15 protein-coding genes are annotated in these 18,122 nt (G+C 71.3%); 6 read left to right on the top strand and 9 right to left on the bottom strand.

What is annotated here, in order from left to right:
- Positions 1 to 34: 34 nt before the first annotated feature.
- The 3 genes from ACIPTO_RS14160 to ACIPTO_RS14150 form a co-directional block, all read right to left on the bottom strand.
- Positions 35 to 688 carry a DUF4360 domain-containing protein gene (locus ACIPTO_RS14160; RefSeq protein ID WP_366313882.1) on the bottom strand — a complete coding sequence of 218 codons (654 nt, stop codon included), beginning with the start codon at positions 686 to 688 and terminating at the stop codon, positions 35 to 37.
- Positions 689 to 965: 277 nt separating this feature from the next.
- Positions 966 to 1,901 (bottom strand): sulfite exporter TauE/SafE family protein, encoded by a 936-nt coding sequence (locus tag ACIPTO_RS14155; protein ID WP_401191622.1) that lies wholly within the window; start codon positions 1,899 to 1,901, stop codon positions 966 to 968.
- Positions 1,902 to 2,020: 119 nt separating this feature from the next.
- Positions 2,021 to 2,479: an Rrf2 family transcriptional regulator gene (locus ACIPTO_RS14150; RefSeq protein ID WP_366313878.1), complete on the bottom strand. Its 459-nt coding sequence runs from the start codon at positions 2,477 to 2,479 to the stop codon at positions 2,021 to 2,023.
- A 118-nt stretch (positions 2,480 to 2,597) separates the two neighbouring features.
- Here ACIPTO_RS14150 and ACIPTO_RS14145 point away from each other — a divergent pair, with 118 nt between their 5' ends.
- Entirely contained in the window at positions 2,598 to 5,573 is a 2,976-nt protein-coding gene (locus ACIPTO_RS14145; protein WP_401191620.1) for a beta-galactosidase, read from the top strand.
- Between the two features lie 11 nt (positions 5,574 to 5,584).
- Here the strand turns inward: ACIPTO_RS14145 and ACIPTO_RS14140 are convergent, their stop codons facing one another.
- The 4 genes from ACIPTO_RS14140 to ACIPTO_RS14125 form a co-directional block, all read right to left on the bottom strand.
- The gene (locus ACIPTO_RS14140) at positions 5,585 to 7,096 is read right to left on the bottom strand and encodes an alpha-N-arabinofuranosidase (protein ID WP_401191617.1); all 1,512 of its coding nucleotides are present in this window, start codon (positions 7,094 to 7,096) and stop codon (positions 5,585 to 5,587) included.
- Positions 7,097 to 7,328: 232 nt separating this feature from the next.
- Positions 7,329 to 8,186, bottom strand: a complete 858-nt coding sequence (locus ACIPTO_RS14135; RefSeq protein WP_401191615.1) for a carbohydrate ABC transporter permease — start codon at positions 8,184 to 8,186, stop codon at positions 7,329 to 7,331.
- Positions 8,183 to 9,124, bottom strand: coding sequence for a carbohydrate ABC transporter permease (locus tag ACIPTO_RS14130; protein ID WP_401191613.1), 942 nt, complete (start codon positions 9,122 to 9,124; stop codon positions 8,183 to 8,185). The genes ACIPTO_RS14135 and ACIPTO_RS14130 overlap by 4 nt, the downstream gene beginning before the upstream one ends.
- Positions 9,121 to 10,479, bottom strand: a complete 1,359-nt coding sequence (locus ACIPTO_RS14125; RefSeq protein ID WP_401191610.1) for an extracellular solute-binding protein — start codon at positions 10,477 to 10,479, stop codon at positions 9,121 to 9,123. Before ACIPTO_RS14125 ends, ACIPTO_RS14130 begins: the two co-directional genes overlap by 4 nt.
- A 258-nt stretch (positions 10,480 to 10,737) precedes the next feature.
- Here ACIPTO_RS14125 and ACIPTO_RS14120 point away from each other — a divergent pair, with 258 nt between their 5' ends.
- From ACIPTO_RS14120 to ACIPTO_RS14100, 5 genes are read left to right on the top strand one after another with little or no spacing between them, the layout of a single operon-like run.
- The gene (locus ACIPTO_RS14120) at positions 10,738 to 12,015 is read left to right on the top strand and encodes a DUF6545 domain-containing protein (RefSeq protein WP_401191607.1); all 1,278 of its coding nucleotides are present in this window, start codon (positions 10,738 to 10,740) and stop codon (positions 12,013 to 12,015) included.
- Between the two features lie 38 nt (positions 12,016 to 12,053).
- Entirely contained in the window at positions 12,054 to 12,587 is a 534-nt protein-coding gene (locus ACIPTO_RS14115) for a toxin (RefSeq protein WP_401191605.1), read from the top strand.
- The gene (locus ACIPTO_RS14110) at positions 12,584 to 13,768 is read left to right on the top strand and encodes an MAB_1171c family putative transporter (protein WP_401191602.1); all 1,185 of its coding nucleotides are present in this window, start codon (positions 12,584 to 12,586) and stop codon (positions 13,766 to 13,768) included. Before ACIPTO_RS14115 ends, ACIPTO_RS14110 begins: the two co-directional genes overlap by 4 nt.
- Positions 13,765 to 14,940, top strand: coding sequence for an MAB_1171c family putative transporter (locus ACIPTO_RS14105; protein WP_366313860.1), 1,176 nt, complete (start codon positions 13,765 to 13,767; stop codon positions 14,938 to 14,940). The genes ACIPTO_RS14110 and ACIPTO_RS14105 overlap by 4 nt, the downstream gene beginning before the upstream one ends.
- A 47-nt stretch (positions 14,941 to 14,987) precedes the next feature.
- The gene (locus ACIPTO_RS14100; protein WP_401191600.1) at positions 14,988 to 16,379 is read left to right on the top strand and encodes an FAD-dependent monooxygenase; all 1,392 of its coding nucleotides are present in this window, start codon (positions 14,988 to 14,990) and stop codon (positions 16,377 to 16,379) included.
- Between the two features lie 31 nt (positions 16,380 to 16,410).
- Here the strand turns inward: ACIPTO_RS14100 and ACIPTO_RS14095 are convergent, their stop codons facing one another.
- Both ACIPTO_RS14095 and ACIPTO_RS14090 read right to left on the bottom strand, forming a co-directional pair.
- Positions 16,411 to 17,253: an SMP-30/gluconolactonase/LRE family protein gene (locus ACIPTO_RS14095; protein ID WP_366313856.1), complete on the bottom strand. Its 843-nt coding sequence runs from the start codon at positions 17,251 to 17,253 to the stop codon at positions 16,411 to 16,413.
- On the bottom strand, positions 17,250 to 18,023 hold the full coding sequence (locus ACIPTO_RS14090; protein WP_366313854.1) for an IclR family transcriptional regulator: 774 nt from the start codon (positions 18,021 to 18,023) through the stop codon (positions 17,250 to 17,252). Before ACIPTO_RS14090 ends, ACIPTO_RS14095 begins: the two co-directional genes overlap by 4 nt.
- Positions 18,024 to 18,122 lie beyond the last annotated feature (99 nt).

Here is an 18,122-nt window from a genome sequence, read left to right as displayed (position 1 = left end):
GACACGGGCCACCCCTCCGCCGGATCACCTCACCTCAGGAGCCCGGACACGTCTCCCACGCCATGTGGTAGGTGGTGCTGATGTCGCCGTCCGTCGAGTCCATCGTCATGAAGCTGACCTTGCCGGGCGCCGACGAGCCGGCGGTGACCCGCAGCTCCGTGTTGATGTTGAAGTTGCGCTGGACTCCGCAGGGCGCCCAGACCAGTTGGGCCACGTCCGTGGTGTCGTTCGCCTGCCAGTTGTCGTCGTAGGGCCCGTTGAAGGGGTGGTTCTTGGCCGCCGTGTTCGACGAACCCTGGAAGTAGTACGAGGCCTTCTGCGCACCGCTCGCGCCGCGCTGGAGCGAGGCGAAGCCCCGGTAGTCGGCGCTCGCGATGGCGTAGGTGAAGCCCTGCGGGACGTGGACGACCAGGTTCAGCTGGCAGTTCTTGCGGAACGCCGTGGGGTCGGAGTTGCCGCCGACCTGGGCGAGGTAGTCGCTGTAGGTCACCGTGAAGGCGGTGTTGTCCTCGGAGACGGCGACCGCGGTGGTGCCCTGCGGGCAGCCCGAGCCGTTCACCGTGGCGACGCTGATGACGATCTTGTCCGGGGGCGGGTTGTCGAACACGGGCGAGGACGGGTGCTGCGCGGGCAGCGCGGTGGTGAGAAGAGCGGCGACGGCGCCGCTCAGGAGGAGCCCACCAGGCATGGTTTCTCCTTGGGTTCGGGGGGTGGCAGCGCCCCGAGTCTTTGCGGAAACAGTGGAGTTCCTGTGAAGACCGACGGCGCGCTCGCATCGTAGGAAGCCGCGCCCGGAGCGGTCAGGGCGAACTCAGGCCATTCACAGACGCGCCTTTCACACCGTCTCCGCAGTGTATGAACTCAGTTGAAATAAGCGGGAGTTGACACATCAGCCCGCAGCCGCTTCACAGCCGCACATGACGGAATTCCTCAGCTGCGGCACCGGCCGAGCGGAGCGCGTCCGATCAGACACCGGCCGGCTGCCGCCCCGCGCCGGACTCGGACCCGGACCCGGACCCGGCCTGTTCCGCCGACGCCCGCTCCCGGCGATGGGCGCGGACCGAGTACGCCAGGGCAGCCGCCCACATCGCGTACAGCACGACGTAGACCGAGGCGCTCAGCGCGCCGGGCGCGCCGATCCAGTCGCTCTTCAGGAGCGTACGGACGTTGGTGACGACGATGATCCCGCCGACGGCCGAGCCCAGCACCCGGGGCGGCACCAGCCGTACCAGCCAGGCGGCGACCGGTGCGGCCACGACCCCGCCGAGGAGAAAGGCGATCACCCAGGTCCACCTGAGCCCCTGGGACCCCAGCGAGAAGAGGAAGCCGAGGCTCGCGGCCACCGCGACCAGGAACTCGCTGGTGTCGACCGACCCGATCACCTTGCGCGGCTCCAGCCGCCCGCTGGCCAGCAGCGCGGGCGTGCCGACCGGCCCCCAGCCGCCTCCGCCGGTCGCGTCCAGGAACCCGGCGACCAGCCCGAGCGGCGCCAGGAACCGCTTCCGCAACGGCTTTCCGAGCTGCCCCTGCGGCAACCCCCTGAAGGTGAACCGGGACATGACGTACACCCCGAGCCCGAGCAGGATCACCGACATCACCGGCTCGGCGACCTCGGTGGAGAGCCGCGACAGCACGGTGGCCCCGAGGAACGACCCGATCGCGCCCGGCACCCCGATCCGCACGACGACCTTCCAGTCGACGTTCCCGAACCGCCAGTGCGAGGCGCCGGACATCAGCGTCGTACCGATCTCGGACAGATGGACGGTGGCGGACGCGGCGGCCGGATTCGTCCCCATGGCCAGCAGCAGCGTCGTCGAGGTGACCCCGTAGGCCATACCGAGGCTGCCGTCCACGAGCTGGGCCCCGAGGCCCGCGAGGGCGAGCAGTATCAGCGTGCGCATGCGGTACGTCCCGTCGTTCCCGGCTTTCCCCACCGGTTGGGTAGGGATGAACGGGAGGTGACGCTAAAGGGTGAATCTGAGGGCGACCTGAGACACGGATGAACGACCGGTCACACGAACTAGGGGTTCTCCCAGGCCGCCGGTTCCTCGGCGAGCGCGCGTACCGGCTCCGGCAGCGCGTCGGCCGCGATGTCCGCGACGGTGACGCCCTCCAGGATCCTGCGGACGTTGGCGCGCAGGGCGATCCACAGCGGGAGGAGGGGTTCGGCGGAGCCGGTGTAGGCGAGGCCGGTGGGGCGTTCGCCGCGGACCGAGACGATCGGGCCGTCCACCGCGCGGATGACGTCGGCGACGGTGATCGCGTCCGCCGCGCGGGCCAGCCGGTAGCCGCCGCCCCCGCCGCGCCGGCTGTCGACGATCCCGGCGCGCCGGAGATCGCCGAGGATTCCCTCCAGGAACTTGTGCGGGATGTCCTGCGTGGTGGCGATGGTCTCGGCCTTCACCGGGCCGTCGTCACCGTGCACGGCGAGCTCCAGAACCGCCCGTACCGCGTAATCCGCCCGTGCCGAGATCCTCATGCGTCCATTGTGGGCCGTTCCGGCATAGAGAATGGCCCCGCACGACGGCCTCCTGGGATCACCACGGAAAATGGCTTCGCACGTGCCGCCGACGGACCGGACCCGGGAGGAGCTTCCAGTGGAGCTGAGCAGGCGTACCTTCAGCACCCTCGCGGGCACGGCCGCGCTGGGATTCGCGCTGGGGGGTGGCAGCGGCGGCAGCGGTGACGCCTACGCCGCGCATGTCGTGCCCACCGGCCCGCCGCCCGCGCCGCCGGCCGCGGACGGGCGGACCCACACGATCGGCTACGACCGCTACTCCCTGATCGTCGACGGGAAGCGCCTGGTCCTGTGGTCGGGCGAGATGCACCCCTTCCGGCTGCCGAGCCCGTCCCTGTGGCGCGACGTCCTGCAGAAGATGCGCGCCTTCGGCTACAACGCGGTGAGCATCTACGTCTCCTGGAACTACCACTCCCCCGCCCAGGGCCACTACGACTTCACGGGCGTCCGCGACCTCGACCTGTTCCTGCGGATGGCCGCCGAGACCGGGCTCTACGTCATCCTGCGCCCCGGCCCGTACATCAACGCGGAGATCGACGCGGGCGGCTTCCCCGGCTGGCTCGTCGCCACGAAGGGCACGGCCCGCACCGCGGACCCGACCTATCTGGCGCACGTCGACGAGTGGCTGACCCAGGTCGACGCCATCGTCTCCAGGCATCTGTTCACCCAGGGCACGGGCACGGTCCTGCTCTACCAGATCGAGAACGAGTACGACGCCCACGTCACCGAGCCGGCCGGCCGCGACTACATGTCCCACCTGTACAGGAAGGTGCGCGCCGACGGCATCGACGTCCCCCTGTTCCACAACGACAAGGGACGCAACGGCTACTGGACCCCGGGGTCCTTCGACACCGGCGCGGACACGGGCGGTTGGCTGTACGGCTTCGACGGATATCCCTCACCGTCCCAACTCCCGGCGGACTGGGGGCACTTCGGAGCGGGAGGGGCCAAGGGCGGGGCCACCGCCAGCCCCAAGACCCCCGGTTTCGTGCCCGAGTTCGGAGGCGGCTGGTTCGATCCGTGGGGCGGGTCCTGGTTCGGCGGGAAGGGGTACGCGGAGTCGCGCCGGACGCGTGACGCGGCCTACGAGCGGCGCTTCTACCTCACCAACCTCGCCAACGGACTCACCCTCCACAACGTCTACATGACCTTCGGCGGCACCTCGTGGGGCTGGCTGCCCGCGCCCGTCGTCTACACGTCGTACGACTACGGCGCCGCCTTCGACGAGGGCCGCAACGCGACCGCGAAGCTGGTGCCGATGCACCAGCTCGGCCATCTGCTGCGGACGGTGCCCGACTTCGCCAAGCTGGACCGGGCGGCGGACGTGACGGCGGACGGCCTGAAGGTCTACCACCTCACCAACGCCGACACCGGCGCGCACGTCTACGTCCTGCGCAACGACTCGGCGAAGGCGGTCACGTCGACCCTGCCGACCACGACCGACGACATCGAGGTCACCGTCCCGGCCCAGGACGCCCGCCTCATCGCCACCCGACTCGCGCTCGGCGGACGCAGGCTGAGGTACTCGACGGTCACGCCGATGATGTCGATCAGCACCGGCCGGCAGGACATCGCCGTGTTCGCCGGGCCGCGCGGCGAGATGGCGCACGCCGTCGTCGAGTGCCCCGACGAGCCGATGGTGACCCGGCTCGACGAGCAGGCCGCCTGGGTGTGGGACCGCGGCCTCCTGCACGTCACCGTCCCGCTCGGCATCGGCGGCCTGACCCGCGTCCTCGTCCAGGGCGGCGGCGTCGACAACCCCCTCCTCCTGGTCTTCGCCGACGAGGCCGGCTCCGTACGCCTGTGGCCGTACGAGACCGGAGCGGGCACGGCGCTCGTCTACGGCCCCGCGCTGCTCCGCGGGGCGACCATCAGCGGGACGACCGCCCAGCTCACCGGTGACACCATCGGCGAGACCGGCCTGGAGGTGTGGGGACCGCGCGGTCTCACCGAGGTCACCTGGAACGGGCGGACGGTGCCCTCGACCGTCACCACCGCGGGCAGCCTGCGCTCGAACCCGGACGCCCTGCTGCCCGGTGTGCCCGCCGTACCGCTCCCCACGCTCGACGGCTGGCGCCGGAAGGTGGAGAACCAGGAGGCCGCCGTCGCCTTCGACGACTCCACGTGGACGGCGGCGAACCGCACGTCGACGTTCAGCACCACCGCGATCCCCACCGGGCAGCCACTGCTCTTCGCGGACGACTACGGCTTCCACTACGGCGACGTCTGGTACCGGGGCCGGTTCACCACGGCCGCGACCGACGACCTGGAGTCGGTGACCCTCGCCTACAGCACCGGCACCCAGGGCCTGCTGATGGCCTGGCTCGACGGGGAACCGCTCGGCACCCACCGGATGCCGGTGCCGACCACCAGCAGTGTGCGGCAGGGCAGTTGGGCCGCGAAGGCGACCCTCGCGGTCCCGGAGAAGGTGCGCACGACCGGTGCGCACGTCCTGTCCGTCCTGGTGCGCCGTATGCAGCACGACCAGGACGGCAAGGCCCTCGACACCCACAAGGTCGCCCGCGGCCTGACGGCGGTGACCTTCAAGGGCGCCTCCCCGAAGGTGAGTTGGCGCCTCCAGGGCGAGACGGCACCCGACCCGGTGCGCGGACCGCAGAACAACGGCGGACTGTACGGCGAACGCGAGGGCTGGCACCTTCCGGGCTACGGCGACACCGGCTGGGAGGCGGTGACCCTCCCTCGCGCCGACAAGCGGCAGGGCGTGGCCTGGTACCGGACCACCTTCAGGCTGGCCGTGGACACCGGCATCGACGCCTCGATCGGCCTCGTCCTGGACGACGACCCGGCCCGCGCCTACCGGGTCCAGATCTTCCTCAACGGCTGGAACATGGGCCAGTACATCAACGACGTGGGCCCGCAGCACACCTTCGCCCTGCCGAACGGGATCCTCCGCACCCGGGGCACCAACACCCTCGCCCTGGCCGTCCTGTCCGACGGCACCACACCGGCGGGCCCGAAGGACGTCCGGCTGACGCTGCTGGGGAGCGCGGCCGGAGGAGTACCGGTGTCACCGGTGGCCTCCCCCGGCCGATAGCCCCGCGGGCGCTACGCGAGCCTGATCATGTTCCAGGACAGCGGCTCCAGTACGGCGGTCAGCGTGCCGTCCTGGAGGGTGGTGCCGTCGACCCCGTGCGGGGCCACCCGCTCCGGGTCGGCCAGCGTGTTGCGGGCGTCCGGGTCGGCGTCCGCGAGCGCGCTGTGCTCGACGACCGAGGTCAGGTCCAGCCCGTTCAGGCCGACCTGGAGGGGCAGCGACTCGGTGCGGCTGCGGTTGACGGCGAACACCGTGACCGAGCCGTCCTCGCCGCGCACGGCGGTGGCGTGCAGCAGGTCGGCCTCGCCGTACTTCTTCGTCTCGTGCTTCGGGGAGTCGACGCGGACGTCCAGGACCCGGCCCCGCCCGTACCGGGAGGCCTGCGCGAACGGGAAGAACGTCGTCTGCCGCCAGGCCGGGCCGCCCGGCTCGGTCATGATCGGCGCGATGACGTTGACGAGCTGGGCGAGGCAGGCGACGGTGACGCGGTCGGCGTGCCGGAGCAGGGCGATCAGGAGCGAGCCGAAGACCACCGCGTCCATGACGCTGTAGTTGTCCTCCAGGAGCCGGGGTGCCTCCGCCCAGTCCCGCACGCCGGAGTTCTCGATCTCGTGCCACTCGGAGATGTACCAGACGTTCCACTCGTCGAAGGAGAGGTTGATCCTCTTCTCGGACTTGAGCCGGGCACCCACGTGGTCGCAGGTGGCGACCACGTTCTCGATGAAGGACTCCATGTCGACGGCGGAGGCGAGGAAGGAGTCGAGGTCGCCGTCCTCGGGCTGGTAGTAGGCGTGCAGGGAGATGTGGTCGACGAGGTCGTACGTCTCCTCCAGGACCGTCGCCTCCCACGCGGCGAAGGTCGGCATGGACTGGCTGGAGGAGCCGCAGGCGACGAGTTCGACGTCCGGGTCGATCTGGCGCATCGCGCGGGCCGTCTCGGCGGCGACCCTGCCGTACTCCTCGGCGGTCTTGTGGCCCGTCTGCCAGGGGCCGTCCATCTCGTTGCCGAGGCACCAGAGGCGGATGCCGAAGGGGTCCTTGTCGCCGTGGGCGATCCGCTGCTCCGAAAGGGCGGTGCCGGAGGGGTGGTTGGCGTACTCCTGGAGTTCCAGGGCCTCGGCCACGCCCCGGGTGCCGAGGTTGATCGCCATCATCGGTTCGGCCTGGGGGCCCAGCTTCCTCAGGAACGCGATGTACTCGGAGAGGCCGAAGCGGTTGGTCTCCGTCGAGCGCCAGGCCAGGTCGAGGCGGCGGGGGCGGGTCTCGGCGGGGCCCACCGAGTCCTCCCACTTGTAGCCGGAGACGAAGTTGCCGCCGGGGTAGCGGATGGTCGCCACGCCCAGTTCGCGGACCAGGTCCAGGACGTCCTGGCGGAGGCCTTCCGCGTCCGCGGTGGGGTGGCCGGGTTCGAAGATGCCGGTGTAGACGCAGCGGCCGAGGTGTTCCACGAAGGAGCCGAAGAGGCGGGGGTTGACGTCGCCGATCGTGAAGGCGGGGTCAAGGGTGAAGCGGGCGGTGCGCATGCGGACCTTTCGGGGTCGGGTTCGGTTGAAGGGCGACTGGCCAGCCGCTGTTCGTCCGGCCGAGGGTGTTCAGCCCCAGCTTCGGCGTACCTGGATCCTCGCCGTCGCAGTAGCGGCATGACAAGACATCCTTACCTTTGTCTTGAAAGATGGATCGTCCGCCCAGGGCCCGTGCAGCGGCCGTGGGTGGCCGGCAGGAGGTCTCCGCCGCCCGCGAGCATCGGCTTGTGAGTCACTGACCGGCCAGGCCCGTGTGGGCCACGCCCCGGACTATCTGGCTCTGGAAGAAGACGAAGACGACGATCAGCGGGAGGCCCGCGATGAGGCCGCCGGCCATGAGCTGCGGCCAGACGATGCCGAAGGCGTTCTGCACGGTGGCGATGCCGTTCGGCATGGTCATCAGGTCGGGGTTGTTGGTCACCATGTACGGCCAGATGAAGTTGTTCCAGGAGGCGATGAAGGTGAAGATGCCGACCGCCGAGAGGGACGGTTTCGACAGCGGCAGGACGATCGTGAGGAAGATCCGCCAGCGGCCCGCGCCGTCGATGAACGCGGCCTCCTCCAGTTCCCTGGGCAGTGACCGGAAGAACTTGTAGAGGATGTAGACCATCGCCGCGGGCGCGCACTGCGGGAGGATCATGCCCCAGTACGTGTCGACCATCCCGAGCGACCGGACCGTCGTGAAGAGCGGTACGCCGAGGATCGCCGGGGAGAACATCAGGCCGGCCATGGTGAGCGCCATCAGGGCGCGCCGGCCGCGGAACTCGGTGCGGGCGAAGCCGTAGGCCGCGAGGGAGGCGACCAGGAGGACCAGGACGGTGACGCAGACCGAGACCACGACGGAGTTCACGAACCAGTTGGGGATGTTGCCCGCGTCGATGACGGCTTTCCAGGACTCCAGGGTGACGTGGTCGGGGATCCAGTGCGGGGCCGCCACCGATTCCGTCGGTGTCTTGAGGGACGTGGACAGGGCCCAGACCAGCGGGGAGAGCCAGATCAGGGAGAGCGCGGCGGCCACCGCCGTCAGGGCCACCTGGGCCGGGGTCCAGGTGCTGCGGGCCTTGCGGCGCACGGGAGTCGGGCCGGTCATCGGGTCTCCTCCTCGCGGCGGCGGAGCAGCCACATACGGCCGAGGGCCACGGCCGCGATGATGAGGAACAGGACGAAGGAGATCGCGGAGGCGTAGCCGACGCGGTAGCTGGTGAAGCCCTGTTCGAGGGTGTACTGCACGAAGGTGCGGGTCGATTCCTCGGGGCCCGGGCCGAACTGGTACATGACGACGGCCTGGTCGAAGACCTGGAGCGAGGCGAGGATCTGGAGCGCGAGGACCAGACCGGTGATGGTGCGCAGGTTGGGCACGGTGATGTGGATCAGCCGCTGGAAGGCGTTGGCGCCGTCCAGCTCGGCCGCCTCGTAGAGGTGGTGCGGGATGTTCTGGAGGGCGGCCAGGTAGAGGAGGAAGCTGAAGCCGACCGTCCACCACAGGGTCGCGATGACGACCGCGAGCAGCGCCGTGGACTTCTGGGCGAGCCAGGGGGTCTGGAGTCCGAGGACGTGGTTGACCATGCCGTTGGTGGGCTGGAAGAGCCACCACCAGAGGTTGCCGACGACCGCCGAGGGGAGCAGGAACGGCGCGAAGAAGCAGAGGCGCCACAGCCATCTGAAGTGGACGGTGTGGTGGGCGATCAGCGCCATCAGCAGGGCGACCACGACGATCATCGGGACGACCCACAGCGTGAACTTGACGCTGTGCCACAGCGAGGACCACACGAGGTCGTCGCCGAGCGCCTCGCGGTAGTTGGCGAGGCCGACGAAGCCGGTGTGGTCGCCGGAGATGTTGGCGTCGGTGAAGCTGAGGTAGAGGCCGCGGACCACGGGGACGAGGACGAACAGGCCGTAGAGGACGAAGAACGGGGCGACGAACCAGCCGCCGTGCTGGAAACGGCGGCCCCAGCGCAGGCGGGCGGAGTCGGTGGCGGCGGCCGTGCGGGGGCGCAGGGTGGTGGCGGGTGCCGCGGTGGCGGTCATGATCCGGCTCCCGTCAGCTCCTGGGCGGCGGTGTGGCCGTCCATGGGGTTCTTCATCGCGAGGAGTTGTTCCAGGGCCGACTTCATCTTCCGGGCCGCCGCGTCGGGCTTGGTGGAGCCGAGGTTGGAGGCCGCGATGATCGGGCCGATGCGCTGGGCGAGGATGCCGGTGGAGCCGGCGAACCAGATGTGGGGTTCGGTGGCGGGGTGTTCCATGGCCGGCCGGGAGTACTCGTCCTGCGGGGTGAGCCCGAGGTAGGCCGGGTCCTTGAACGTGGGGAGGTAGGCGGGGACATGGCCGCCGCCCGCCCAGGCGGTGGCGTGGGTGACGAGGTAGGCGGCGAGCTGGTAGGCGCCCTCGTTGGCGGCGCCGCCCCGGCCGGCCTGGTGGGGCAGCACGAAGGAGTGCGACTCGGCGTGGGTGGCGGGGGTGCCGAAGACGGGGGGCAGCGGCTGGGCGCCGTAGCCGAGTTTCTGGCCGCTGTAGTACGGCACGGACCAGTCGCCCTCCCAGGTGAAGGGTGATCCGGCGAGGAAGGCCTCGGCGTCGGTGGCGCCGACGATCGCGTAGCCGTCGGTGACGTGCCGGCGGAAGAACTCCAGTACCCGGGTGGCCTTCTGGGTGTCGAAGGTGACCTCGGTGCGGGCGTCGTCGAAGTAGGTGCCCGCGAGCTGCTGGTAGAAGGCGACGAAGAACCACCAGGAGAAGTTCTGGTCGTTGGCGTGCAGGCCGAGGGTCTGTTCGCCCGACTTCAGTTGTTTCCGCGCCGACTTGAGGATGGCGAACCAGTCGTCGGTGGAGGTGGCGGAGGGCAACTTCCCTTCGGCGTCGAGGAGTCCGGCTTTTCTGCACACGTCGGTGCGGTAGAAGTTCAGCTGGACGTGGATGTCGAGCGGCAGGGCGTAGAGCTTGCCGTCGACGATGCCGCGCTGCCACAGGACCGGGTTGAAGTCGGCTTCTTTCACGCCGTACTCGGTGAGCAGGTCCAGGTCCCAGGGGTCCAGGAGCCGGCCGGGCGCGAAGCCGGGCACGCGGCCCTGGTGCATGACGGCGAGGTCGGGTGCGCGGCTGCCGGCGGCGGCCATGGCGAGCTTCGTGTAGTAGGGGCCGCCCCAGGTGAGCGTCGACGCCTTGACCGCGACGTCCGGGGTGGCCCGCTGGAAGGCGTCGACCATCGCGACCATGTTGCCGCCGTCGCCGCCGCTGAAGAGGTTCCAGTACCGCACCCGGGTGCGGGCGTGGGAGGCGAGTGCGTCGGCGCCGGTGCCCAGGGCGGCGAAGCCGAAGCTGCCCGCGACCGCGAGGCCGCCCGCGGTGGCGAGGAGTCGCCTGCGATTCAGGTCAGGTGGTCCCATGCCCTGCCCTCACTGTAGAGATCCCGTCACGTTCGACATGTCGTACAACGCTCGCAACTTCGAACGGGACCGTAAAATCGAAGCGCTTCCGCGTCAATGGGTTGAACACAGTGCACTGTTCATTCCCGGGGGCGTTTTCCGGACACAGCGGTCGTTCCCGGTCCCACAACGGCCACCGGAGGACATGACGTCGCCAGTTGTGGGCGCGTAACCTCGGACCGGCCTGGCAGGCGGACGGCGGGAAGGGGAGCGCACGACGTGGTGACGACCTTCCTCGGCGAGCTGTACACGTCCTTCGCGTGGATCCCCACCGCGGTCCTCGGCGCCGCCCTCGCGCTGAAGCTGCCGGCGATCATCCGGTTGTGGCGGGAACCGCTGCTGCGGGCGGTCGGCGGACTGCTGCTGCTCGCCTGCGCGGTGTTCGTGTTCGTGATGCCGCCGGTGATCACCTGGACCAACCGGGTCACGGGCGTGCCCAACCTCTCGGCGCCGTGGGTGTATTCACTGCTCACCGCGTTCAGCGGGGCCGGTCTGCTGCTCATCGTGACCTGGCGCAACGGCCTGTCCGAGCGCTCGGACGCGACCCGGCGCGCGAGACGGTGGGTCATCTCCGTCTACGCGGGCGTGATCGTGGCGCTGTGGGTGCTGTTCGCGCTGGCCGACGCGCCCGTCGAGCGGGTCCGGGACCTGGACACCTATTACGCCGACACGCCCTTCATGCGCGAAATGATCGTGCTCTACCTCCTCGGGCACACCGTGGCCGTACTGATCACCGGACGGCTCATCTGGAACTGGGTCCGCGCGGACGGCCTGCACGGCTGGCTGCGCTGGGGACTGACGTTCCTGGGCGCGGGCTACGCGCTGAACCTCGGGTTCGATCTCGCCAAACTCACGGCGGTCGCGGCCCGTTGGACGGGACACGACCTCGACACCCTCAGCACCGACATCGCGCCCTGCGCGGCCTGCCTCGGCGCGATCCTGATCGCCGTCGGCTTCATCCTGCCGCACACCGGCCAGTACCTGCACGGCCGCCTCCGCGTCCGCCTCGCCCACCACCAACTCCGGCCGCTCTACGTCCTGATGCGCTCCGTCGACGGCGACGGCGTCCCCCTCATGCTCTTCGCGGCGCCCGAACTCCGGCTGATCCGGCGGGAGACGTACATCCGCGACGTCCTCCTCCCGCTCGCCCGCCACCTCGACGACGACCTCCGCACCCGCGCCCACCAGGCCGCCCTCGCCCTCGGCTGGGCCCCGCCCCGCGCGAAGGCGCTGGCCGCCGCGGTGGCGATCCTCGACGCCGTCGATCCCGCCCCCGGGCACCCCACCGGTCACCCCGACACCGCCGACCTCCTCCAGGAACTCGGCCCCGTCTCCCGCGCCCTGCGCCACCGCGACGCGATCGACGCGGTGCGCGCGGCCGTTCGGAGCGCGGAGCAGGAAGCCGGCCCCACGGAGCAGTCCGGCCCCGCACCGGGACCGGCGCACTCCGCAGACCCCGCGGAAGCCTCCCGCTTCCTGCTTCCGCGGCGACCGTGAGGTGGCTGAGTCGGCGAATGTCCTGGCATATTGCAGCGGTGCGCACGAAGAAGGAGATGCGTCGGTTCGCCGCCGCCCTCATCGACCCGATGCGCGTCCCGGTCCCGGCCGAACCCGAGGCCCTGTTCGACGCGCTGGTGGACTCCGTGACGCGCTGGCGGGGGCGTGAAGTCGTCGTCCGCCGCGAGGTGTTCCCGCCGCACACCGCCAGTGGTCTCTGGCTGGAGGGCGACACCCACGACGTCATCGTCATCGACAAACGGGCCGCCGCCTGGCACCAGATCGTGATCTTCTGCCACGAGGTGTGGCACATGCACCAGCGCACCGCCCAGCCCGTGTCCAGCCCCGACGGCAGCCCCCAACCCGTCGCCGCCCGCACCGACTTCAGCCTCGCCGACGAACAGGAGGCCGACCGCTTCGGCATGCTGATGAGCGGACGGCTGCGGCCCTGGCTGGAGGCCGCCGCCACAGCCGACCCCGCGCACGGCCCGGCCGTGGGCGACGACGACGGCCAGGACGGGCTCGCCGGGCGTATCGGAGCCGCCCTCAACTACCGCGGGACCAGAAAATGAGCGGTCTGATCAACTACCTCAGCTGCGGCCTGCTGTGGCTCGGCCTGCTGGTGAAAGCCCCGGATCTCCTACGGCACTGGCGCGACCCCTACCTCCGCGTCATCTGCGTGCTCCTCGGCCTGGCCGGGACCTGCTTCTTCCTCGGGGCGCCGCCCACCGTCGGCGCGGTCAACCAGCTCAGCGGCGTCCCGAACCTCGCCGCGCCGCTGACGTACGCGTCGATCACCGCGTACAGCGCGTCCTCCCAGGTGCTCTTCGTGTACTGGCGGGGCGGACCGCACGTCCACCGCACCGCCCGCCGCTGGATCGTGGCCTACACCCTCGTCCTCGTCGGCATCGCCGTGATGTTCGCGCTGGGCGACACCCCGGTGGAGCGCCGCACCGACCTCGACACCTACTACGCGAGGACGCCGTTCATCACCGAGATGATCGTGCTGTACCTGTGCGGACACCTCGTCGCCGTCAGCGTCACCACGGTCTCCTCGCTGCGCTGGGCGCGCCAGGTGGACGGCTGGCTGCGCGCGGGACTGATCACGCTGGGCATCGGCTCGCTGTGCGGCGCCGGCTACAGCGTGACCAAGTTCGCGGCGGTGATCGCCCGTTGGTGCGGACTCGACTGGACGGAACTCGGGACGACCGTGTCACCGGCCGCCGCCGGGCTGGGCGCGGTCCTGATCGTCGTCGGTGTGCTGATGCCGCTCGGCGGCCCCCGGCTGACCCGGTGGCGGCGGGCGCGTCGGACGTACGCCCGGCTGGAGCCGCTGGAGCGTGAACTGGACGAACTCCTCACCCGCCGAGCGCTACGGCTGCCCCGGCCGCGCTGGTCCTCGCCCGCGACCCGGCTGGTGTGGCGGCAGACCAGCATCCACAACGCGCTCGGCCACCTCGACGCGTTCTTCGACCCGGCCCTGTACGAGCGGACGCTGGAGGCGGCGGCCCACACCTCGGGCGACCCCGAGCAGGCCGAGGCGACCGCGTGGGCGGCGGTCGTCGCCGCCGCCGCGGCCGAGGAACGCCACCGCGACCCGCACCTCCTGCCCGCCGACGAACCGGGCCGGCTCCCCGACCGCGCCCCCGGCACCGCCCTCCTCGTGCCGATCGCCGACGCCCTGGCCCACTCCCCTCTCGTCGCCGCCGCCCGGGTCCGCGCCGGTACGACGGAAGGGAGTTCACGGGCATGAGCCTCATCGTGTATCTCGCCGCCGCCGTCTTCGGACTGTCCTGCACCGTCCTGCTGCGCCGCCCGCCGAGCTTCCCCCGCGACCCGCTGACCGTCACCACCTGCGTGGCGATCGTCCTCGGCGCCCTGGGCCTGGTCTGCGCCGCGCCGCCGACCCTGAGCGCGGTCAACGGCCTCACCGGCGTCGCCAACTTCGGCGCCCCGCTCACCTACGGCATGATCTCCGCGTACAGCTGCTCCCTGCTGGTGCTGCTCTTCCAGTGGCGGGGCGGCTCCCCCGACCGCATCCGCCGCCTGGTGCTGCGCAGCATGGCCGCCTACGGCGCGCTGATCGTCGCCATCGTCGTGCTGTTCGCGCTGGCCGACCCGAGGACCGAGCGGCTCACCGACCTCGACACCTACTACGCCAACACGCCCTACATGCGCGAGATGATCGTGCTCTACCTCCTCGGGCACAGCGCGGCCACCCTCGCGATGTGCGCGGTGTGCGTCAGCTGGGCCCGGGAGGTCACCGGCCTGCTCCGGACCGGCCTCCAACTGATCCTCGTCGGCACCCTGTTGGACGTGGTCGGCTTCCAGCTCGTCAAGTACACGGCGGTGGTGGCCCGTTGGTCGGGCCACGACCTCGACTTCCTGTCCACCGGGGTCGCGCCGCCGATGGCCTCGCTGGCCGCCCTGACCTGCTCGATGGGCTTCGTGCTGCCCCGGCTGCTGCCCACCGCCCGCGCCCACTGGCGTTACCTCGACGACCTGCGCGGACTGGGCCCGCTCTGGTCGGAGATACGGTTCGCGTCGATCGCGCCGAAGCCGCCCAGCACGCTCTGGCAGCTGCCCCGGATGCGGCTGCACTGGCGCGAAGTGTCCATCCACGACGCCCTGTTGGCACTCGCCCCGTACTTCGACGACCGGGTCCGCGAGCGCACCCGCGAGGCCGCCCTGCACGCGGGCCGCTCCGCGCACGAGGCCCGGATGGTCGCGGAGGCGGCGATGGTGGCCGACGCGGCCCGCCGCGCCGCCGCCCGGGAGGAACCCTTCGGCAGACCGAGCACCTACCGGCTCTACGCCACGGAGGTCTCCGACACCGGCGGGCTGGTCGAGCTGGCGCGGGCGCTCGCCCGCTCCCGTGTCACCGCGGCCGTACCGGAGGGTACGGTGAAGGCCACCCCGCACTGATCCACGCGCCCGAACCTCCTTGTTCCCGGGCCGACTTGAGGAGCCGCATGTCGCGGAGAGCTGTCGTCATCGGTGCCGGACTGGCCGGCGTGCTGGCCGCCGCCGCGCTGTCCGCCCACGCGGACGAGGTGATCGTGCTCGACCGGGACGAGCTGCCCGCCGGACCGGAACACCGCAGGGGTCTCCCGCAGGGCCGCCACGCCCACCTGTTGATGTCCGGCGGCCTGGCCGCGATGGAGGATCTCGTACCGGGCGTCCCGATGCGGGAGCGGCTGCTCGATGCGGGCGCCCACGAGATCTCCCTCAACTCGGGCCTCCTCGCGCTGACTCCGGAGGGCTGGCTGCGCCGCTGGCGGCACGCGGGCCCGCGCATGCTCACCTGCAGCCGGGCGCTGCTGGACTGGGTGGTCCGTGAGGCGGTCCTCGCCGAGACCAAGACCGTGATCCGTCATGGCCGGGGGCTGGCGCTCCTCGGCGACGCCCGCCGGGTCACCGGCGTCCGTGTCTCGACGGAGGCCGGGGAGACGGAACTCGACGCCGACTTCGTGGTCGACGCGAGCGGGCGCGGCTCCCGTGTCGTCCACTGGCTGGAGGCCCTCGGCGTCACCGGCGTCGAGGAACGGATCGTGGACTCCGGCCTCGTCAACGCGACCCGGATCTACCGCCGCCCCGAGGGCGCCGAGCACTTCCCCCTCACGATCCTCCAGGCCGACCCCTACGCGTCCCGCCCCGGCCGCGCGGGCATGGTCCTGCCCATCGAGGGCGACCGCTGGATGGTCAGCCTCGCGGGCACCCGCGGCGCGGAGCCCCCGGCGGACCCGGAGGGCTTCTTCCAGTACATACGCGATCTGCCGCATCCGATCCTCGCCCGCCTGCTCTCCGGCGCGGAGCCCCTGACCGACGTGCACACCAGCCACAGCACGCGGAACGTCCGCCGCCGTCTGGAGAAGGTCCGCGCGTGGCCCGAGGCCCTGATCGTCCTCGGCGACGCCCTCGCCACCTTCAACCCGGCCTACGGCCAGGGCATGTCGGTGGCCGCGCTGGGCGCCCGGAATCTCTCCCAGGCCCTGGACCGGGACGGCTTCACGGCCCCCGGCCTCTCCACCACCGTCCAGCGTGCCCTGGCGGCCCCGGTGGAGGGCGCCTGGTCGATGGCGGTGGGCCAGGACATCTGGTACCCCGACACCAAGGGCCCGGCCCCCACCAGGGCCGACCGCCTGGCCGCCCGCTACGCCCGCCGTCTCCTCAAGACGGCGACGGGTTCCTACCCGGCGGCGGCGGCCCTGTCGTCGGTGACGAGCATGGAGTCGGACGCCTCGGCGCTGCTGCGCCCCGACGTCCTGCTCGCGGCCCTCAACGGCCCACTCCTGCCCCGGCTTTCCGACCCGCCGCTGACTCCGTCGGAACGCCGGACCCTGGCCGGGTTGAGCCGTCCCTAGGGACGCGGGGCCGTATCCGCAGCCCGGACCGTCAGCCCGCGAACGCGACCGGCGCCAGTCCCTTGCCCGCCCCCGGCACCACCAGCAGCGACCCGGCGACCGGATGCGGCGCGTCGAGCCCCACCCGCGCGGTCGTCACGTACAGGTCGGTCAGGTCCGGGCCGCCGAACGCGCACGCGGTGACCAGCGAGGCCGGCAGCGGGACGACCCGGTCCAGCTCCCCGTCCGGTGTGTACCTCCGCACCGCGCCGCCACCCCACAGGGCCACCCACACGCACCCGTCCGCGTCGACGGTGAGCCCGTCGGGAAACCCGGCGCCGGGCTCGATCTCGGCGAACCGGCGCCGGCTGTCGACCCGCCCGTCCGCGTACGCGAACACGTCGATCCGGCGGGTGGGCGAGTCGATGTAGTACATCAGCCGCCCGTCCGGGCTCCACCCGGTCCCGTTGCTCACCGCGACGTCGTCGAGGACGAGCCGCACGGAGCCGTCGCCGGTGACCCGGGACAGCGTCCCGCCGCACGCCGCCTCGTCGTACCGCATCGTGCCGGCCCACAGCGCCCCGTCGGGCGCGACGGCCGCGTCGTTCGCCCGCCGCCCCGGCACGACCTCCCGGTGCAGCCAGCTGAACTCGCCGTCGGCGTCGAGGAGTCCGATCCCGTCACGCAGGTTGAGGACGAGCCCGCCACCGGCCCGGGGCTTCGCGGCCCCCACGTGCTGCTCGGTGACCCGCACCGTCCGCACCCCCGAGACGGGGTCGTACGTGTGCACCCGGCACCCGAGGATGTCGATCCAGATCAGCCGCCCGCCGGCCGCGTCCCAGGTCGGCCCCTCGCCGAGGGTCGCCTCGGCCCGTACCGCCACTTCGTAGGTCATCCCACACTCCGGTGTCCGAGCCGCTCCGAGAGTTCGACGGCGCCCTTCGCGGCCAGCTGCTCCAGTTCGGTCCGCCGCTCGTCGCTCCAGCGGATCATCGGGACGGAGATGGAGAGCGCGGCGACGACCTGTCCGGTGCGGTCCCGGACCGGCGCGGCGACACAGGACACGTCCGGGTTCGACTCTCGGCTCTCGACGGCGATCCCCCGCTCGCGGATCTCGGCGAGAGCCACCCGCAGGGCGTCCGGGTCGGTGATGCTGTTGGGCGTCATCGCGGCCAGTGGCGCGTTCGCCGGGATGCGCGCGGTGAGCTCCGGGTCGGGCAGCGCGGCCAGCAGCATCTTGCCCACGGAGGTGCAGTGCGCGGGGAGCCGGCGTCCGGCCGCCGACACCATGCGCACCGCGTGCGTGGAGTCGACCTTGGCGATGTAGATGACGTCGGTGCCTTCGAGGATGGCCACGTGCACGGTCTCGTCGCAGGTCTCCGCGACGGACCGGGCCACCTGCTGTCCCTCGGCGGCGAGGTCGAGCTGCTCGGCGTATCGGCTCCCGAGCTGGTACGGACGCACACCCAGCCGGTAACGTCCGGGTTGTCCTGGCACGGGCACGATGTACGACCGGGCCGCGAGGGTGGTGACCAGTTCGTGCACGGTCGTGCGGGGCAGTTGCAGCTTGCGCACGATGTCGGGGGCGGAGAGCGTCCCGTCCCCGTCGAGGAAGAGCTCGAGAATGTCGAGAGCCCGGGTCACGGCAGGTACGAGGCGTCCCACAACCGGCCCCCTTCTTGGTGTCTGTGAGTGGCTGATCTGGGCGTGAACGCGTGGCGGTGTCGCGCTGTGTTCGAAATTTCAACTGGCGATCGGCATGAC

Source organism: Streptomyces sp. NPDC090083 (genome assembly GCF_044747445.1).
Lineage (GTDB): Bacteria > Actinomycetota > Actinomycetes > Streptomycetales > Streptomycetaceae > Streptomyces.
Note: the sequence above shows the minus strand (reverse complement) of the source record. Positions and strands in the feature narration are given on the sequence as shown.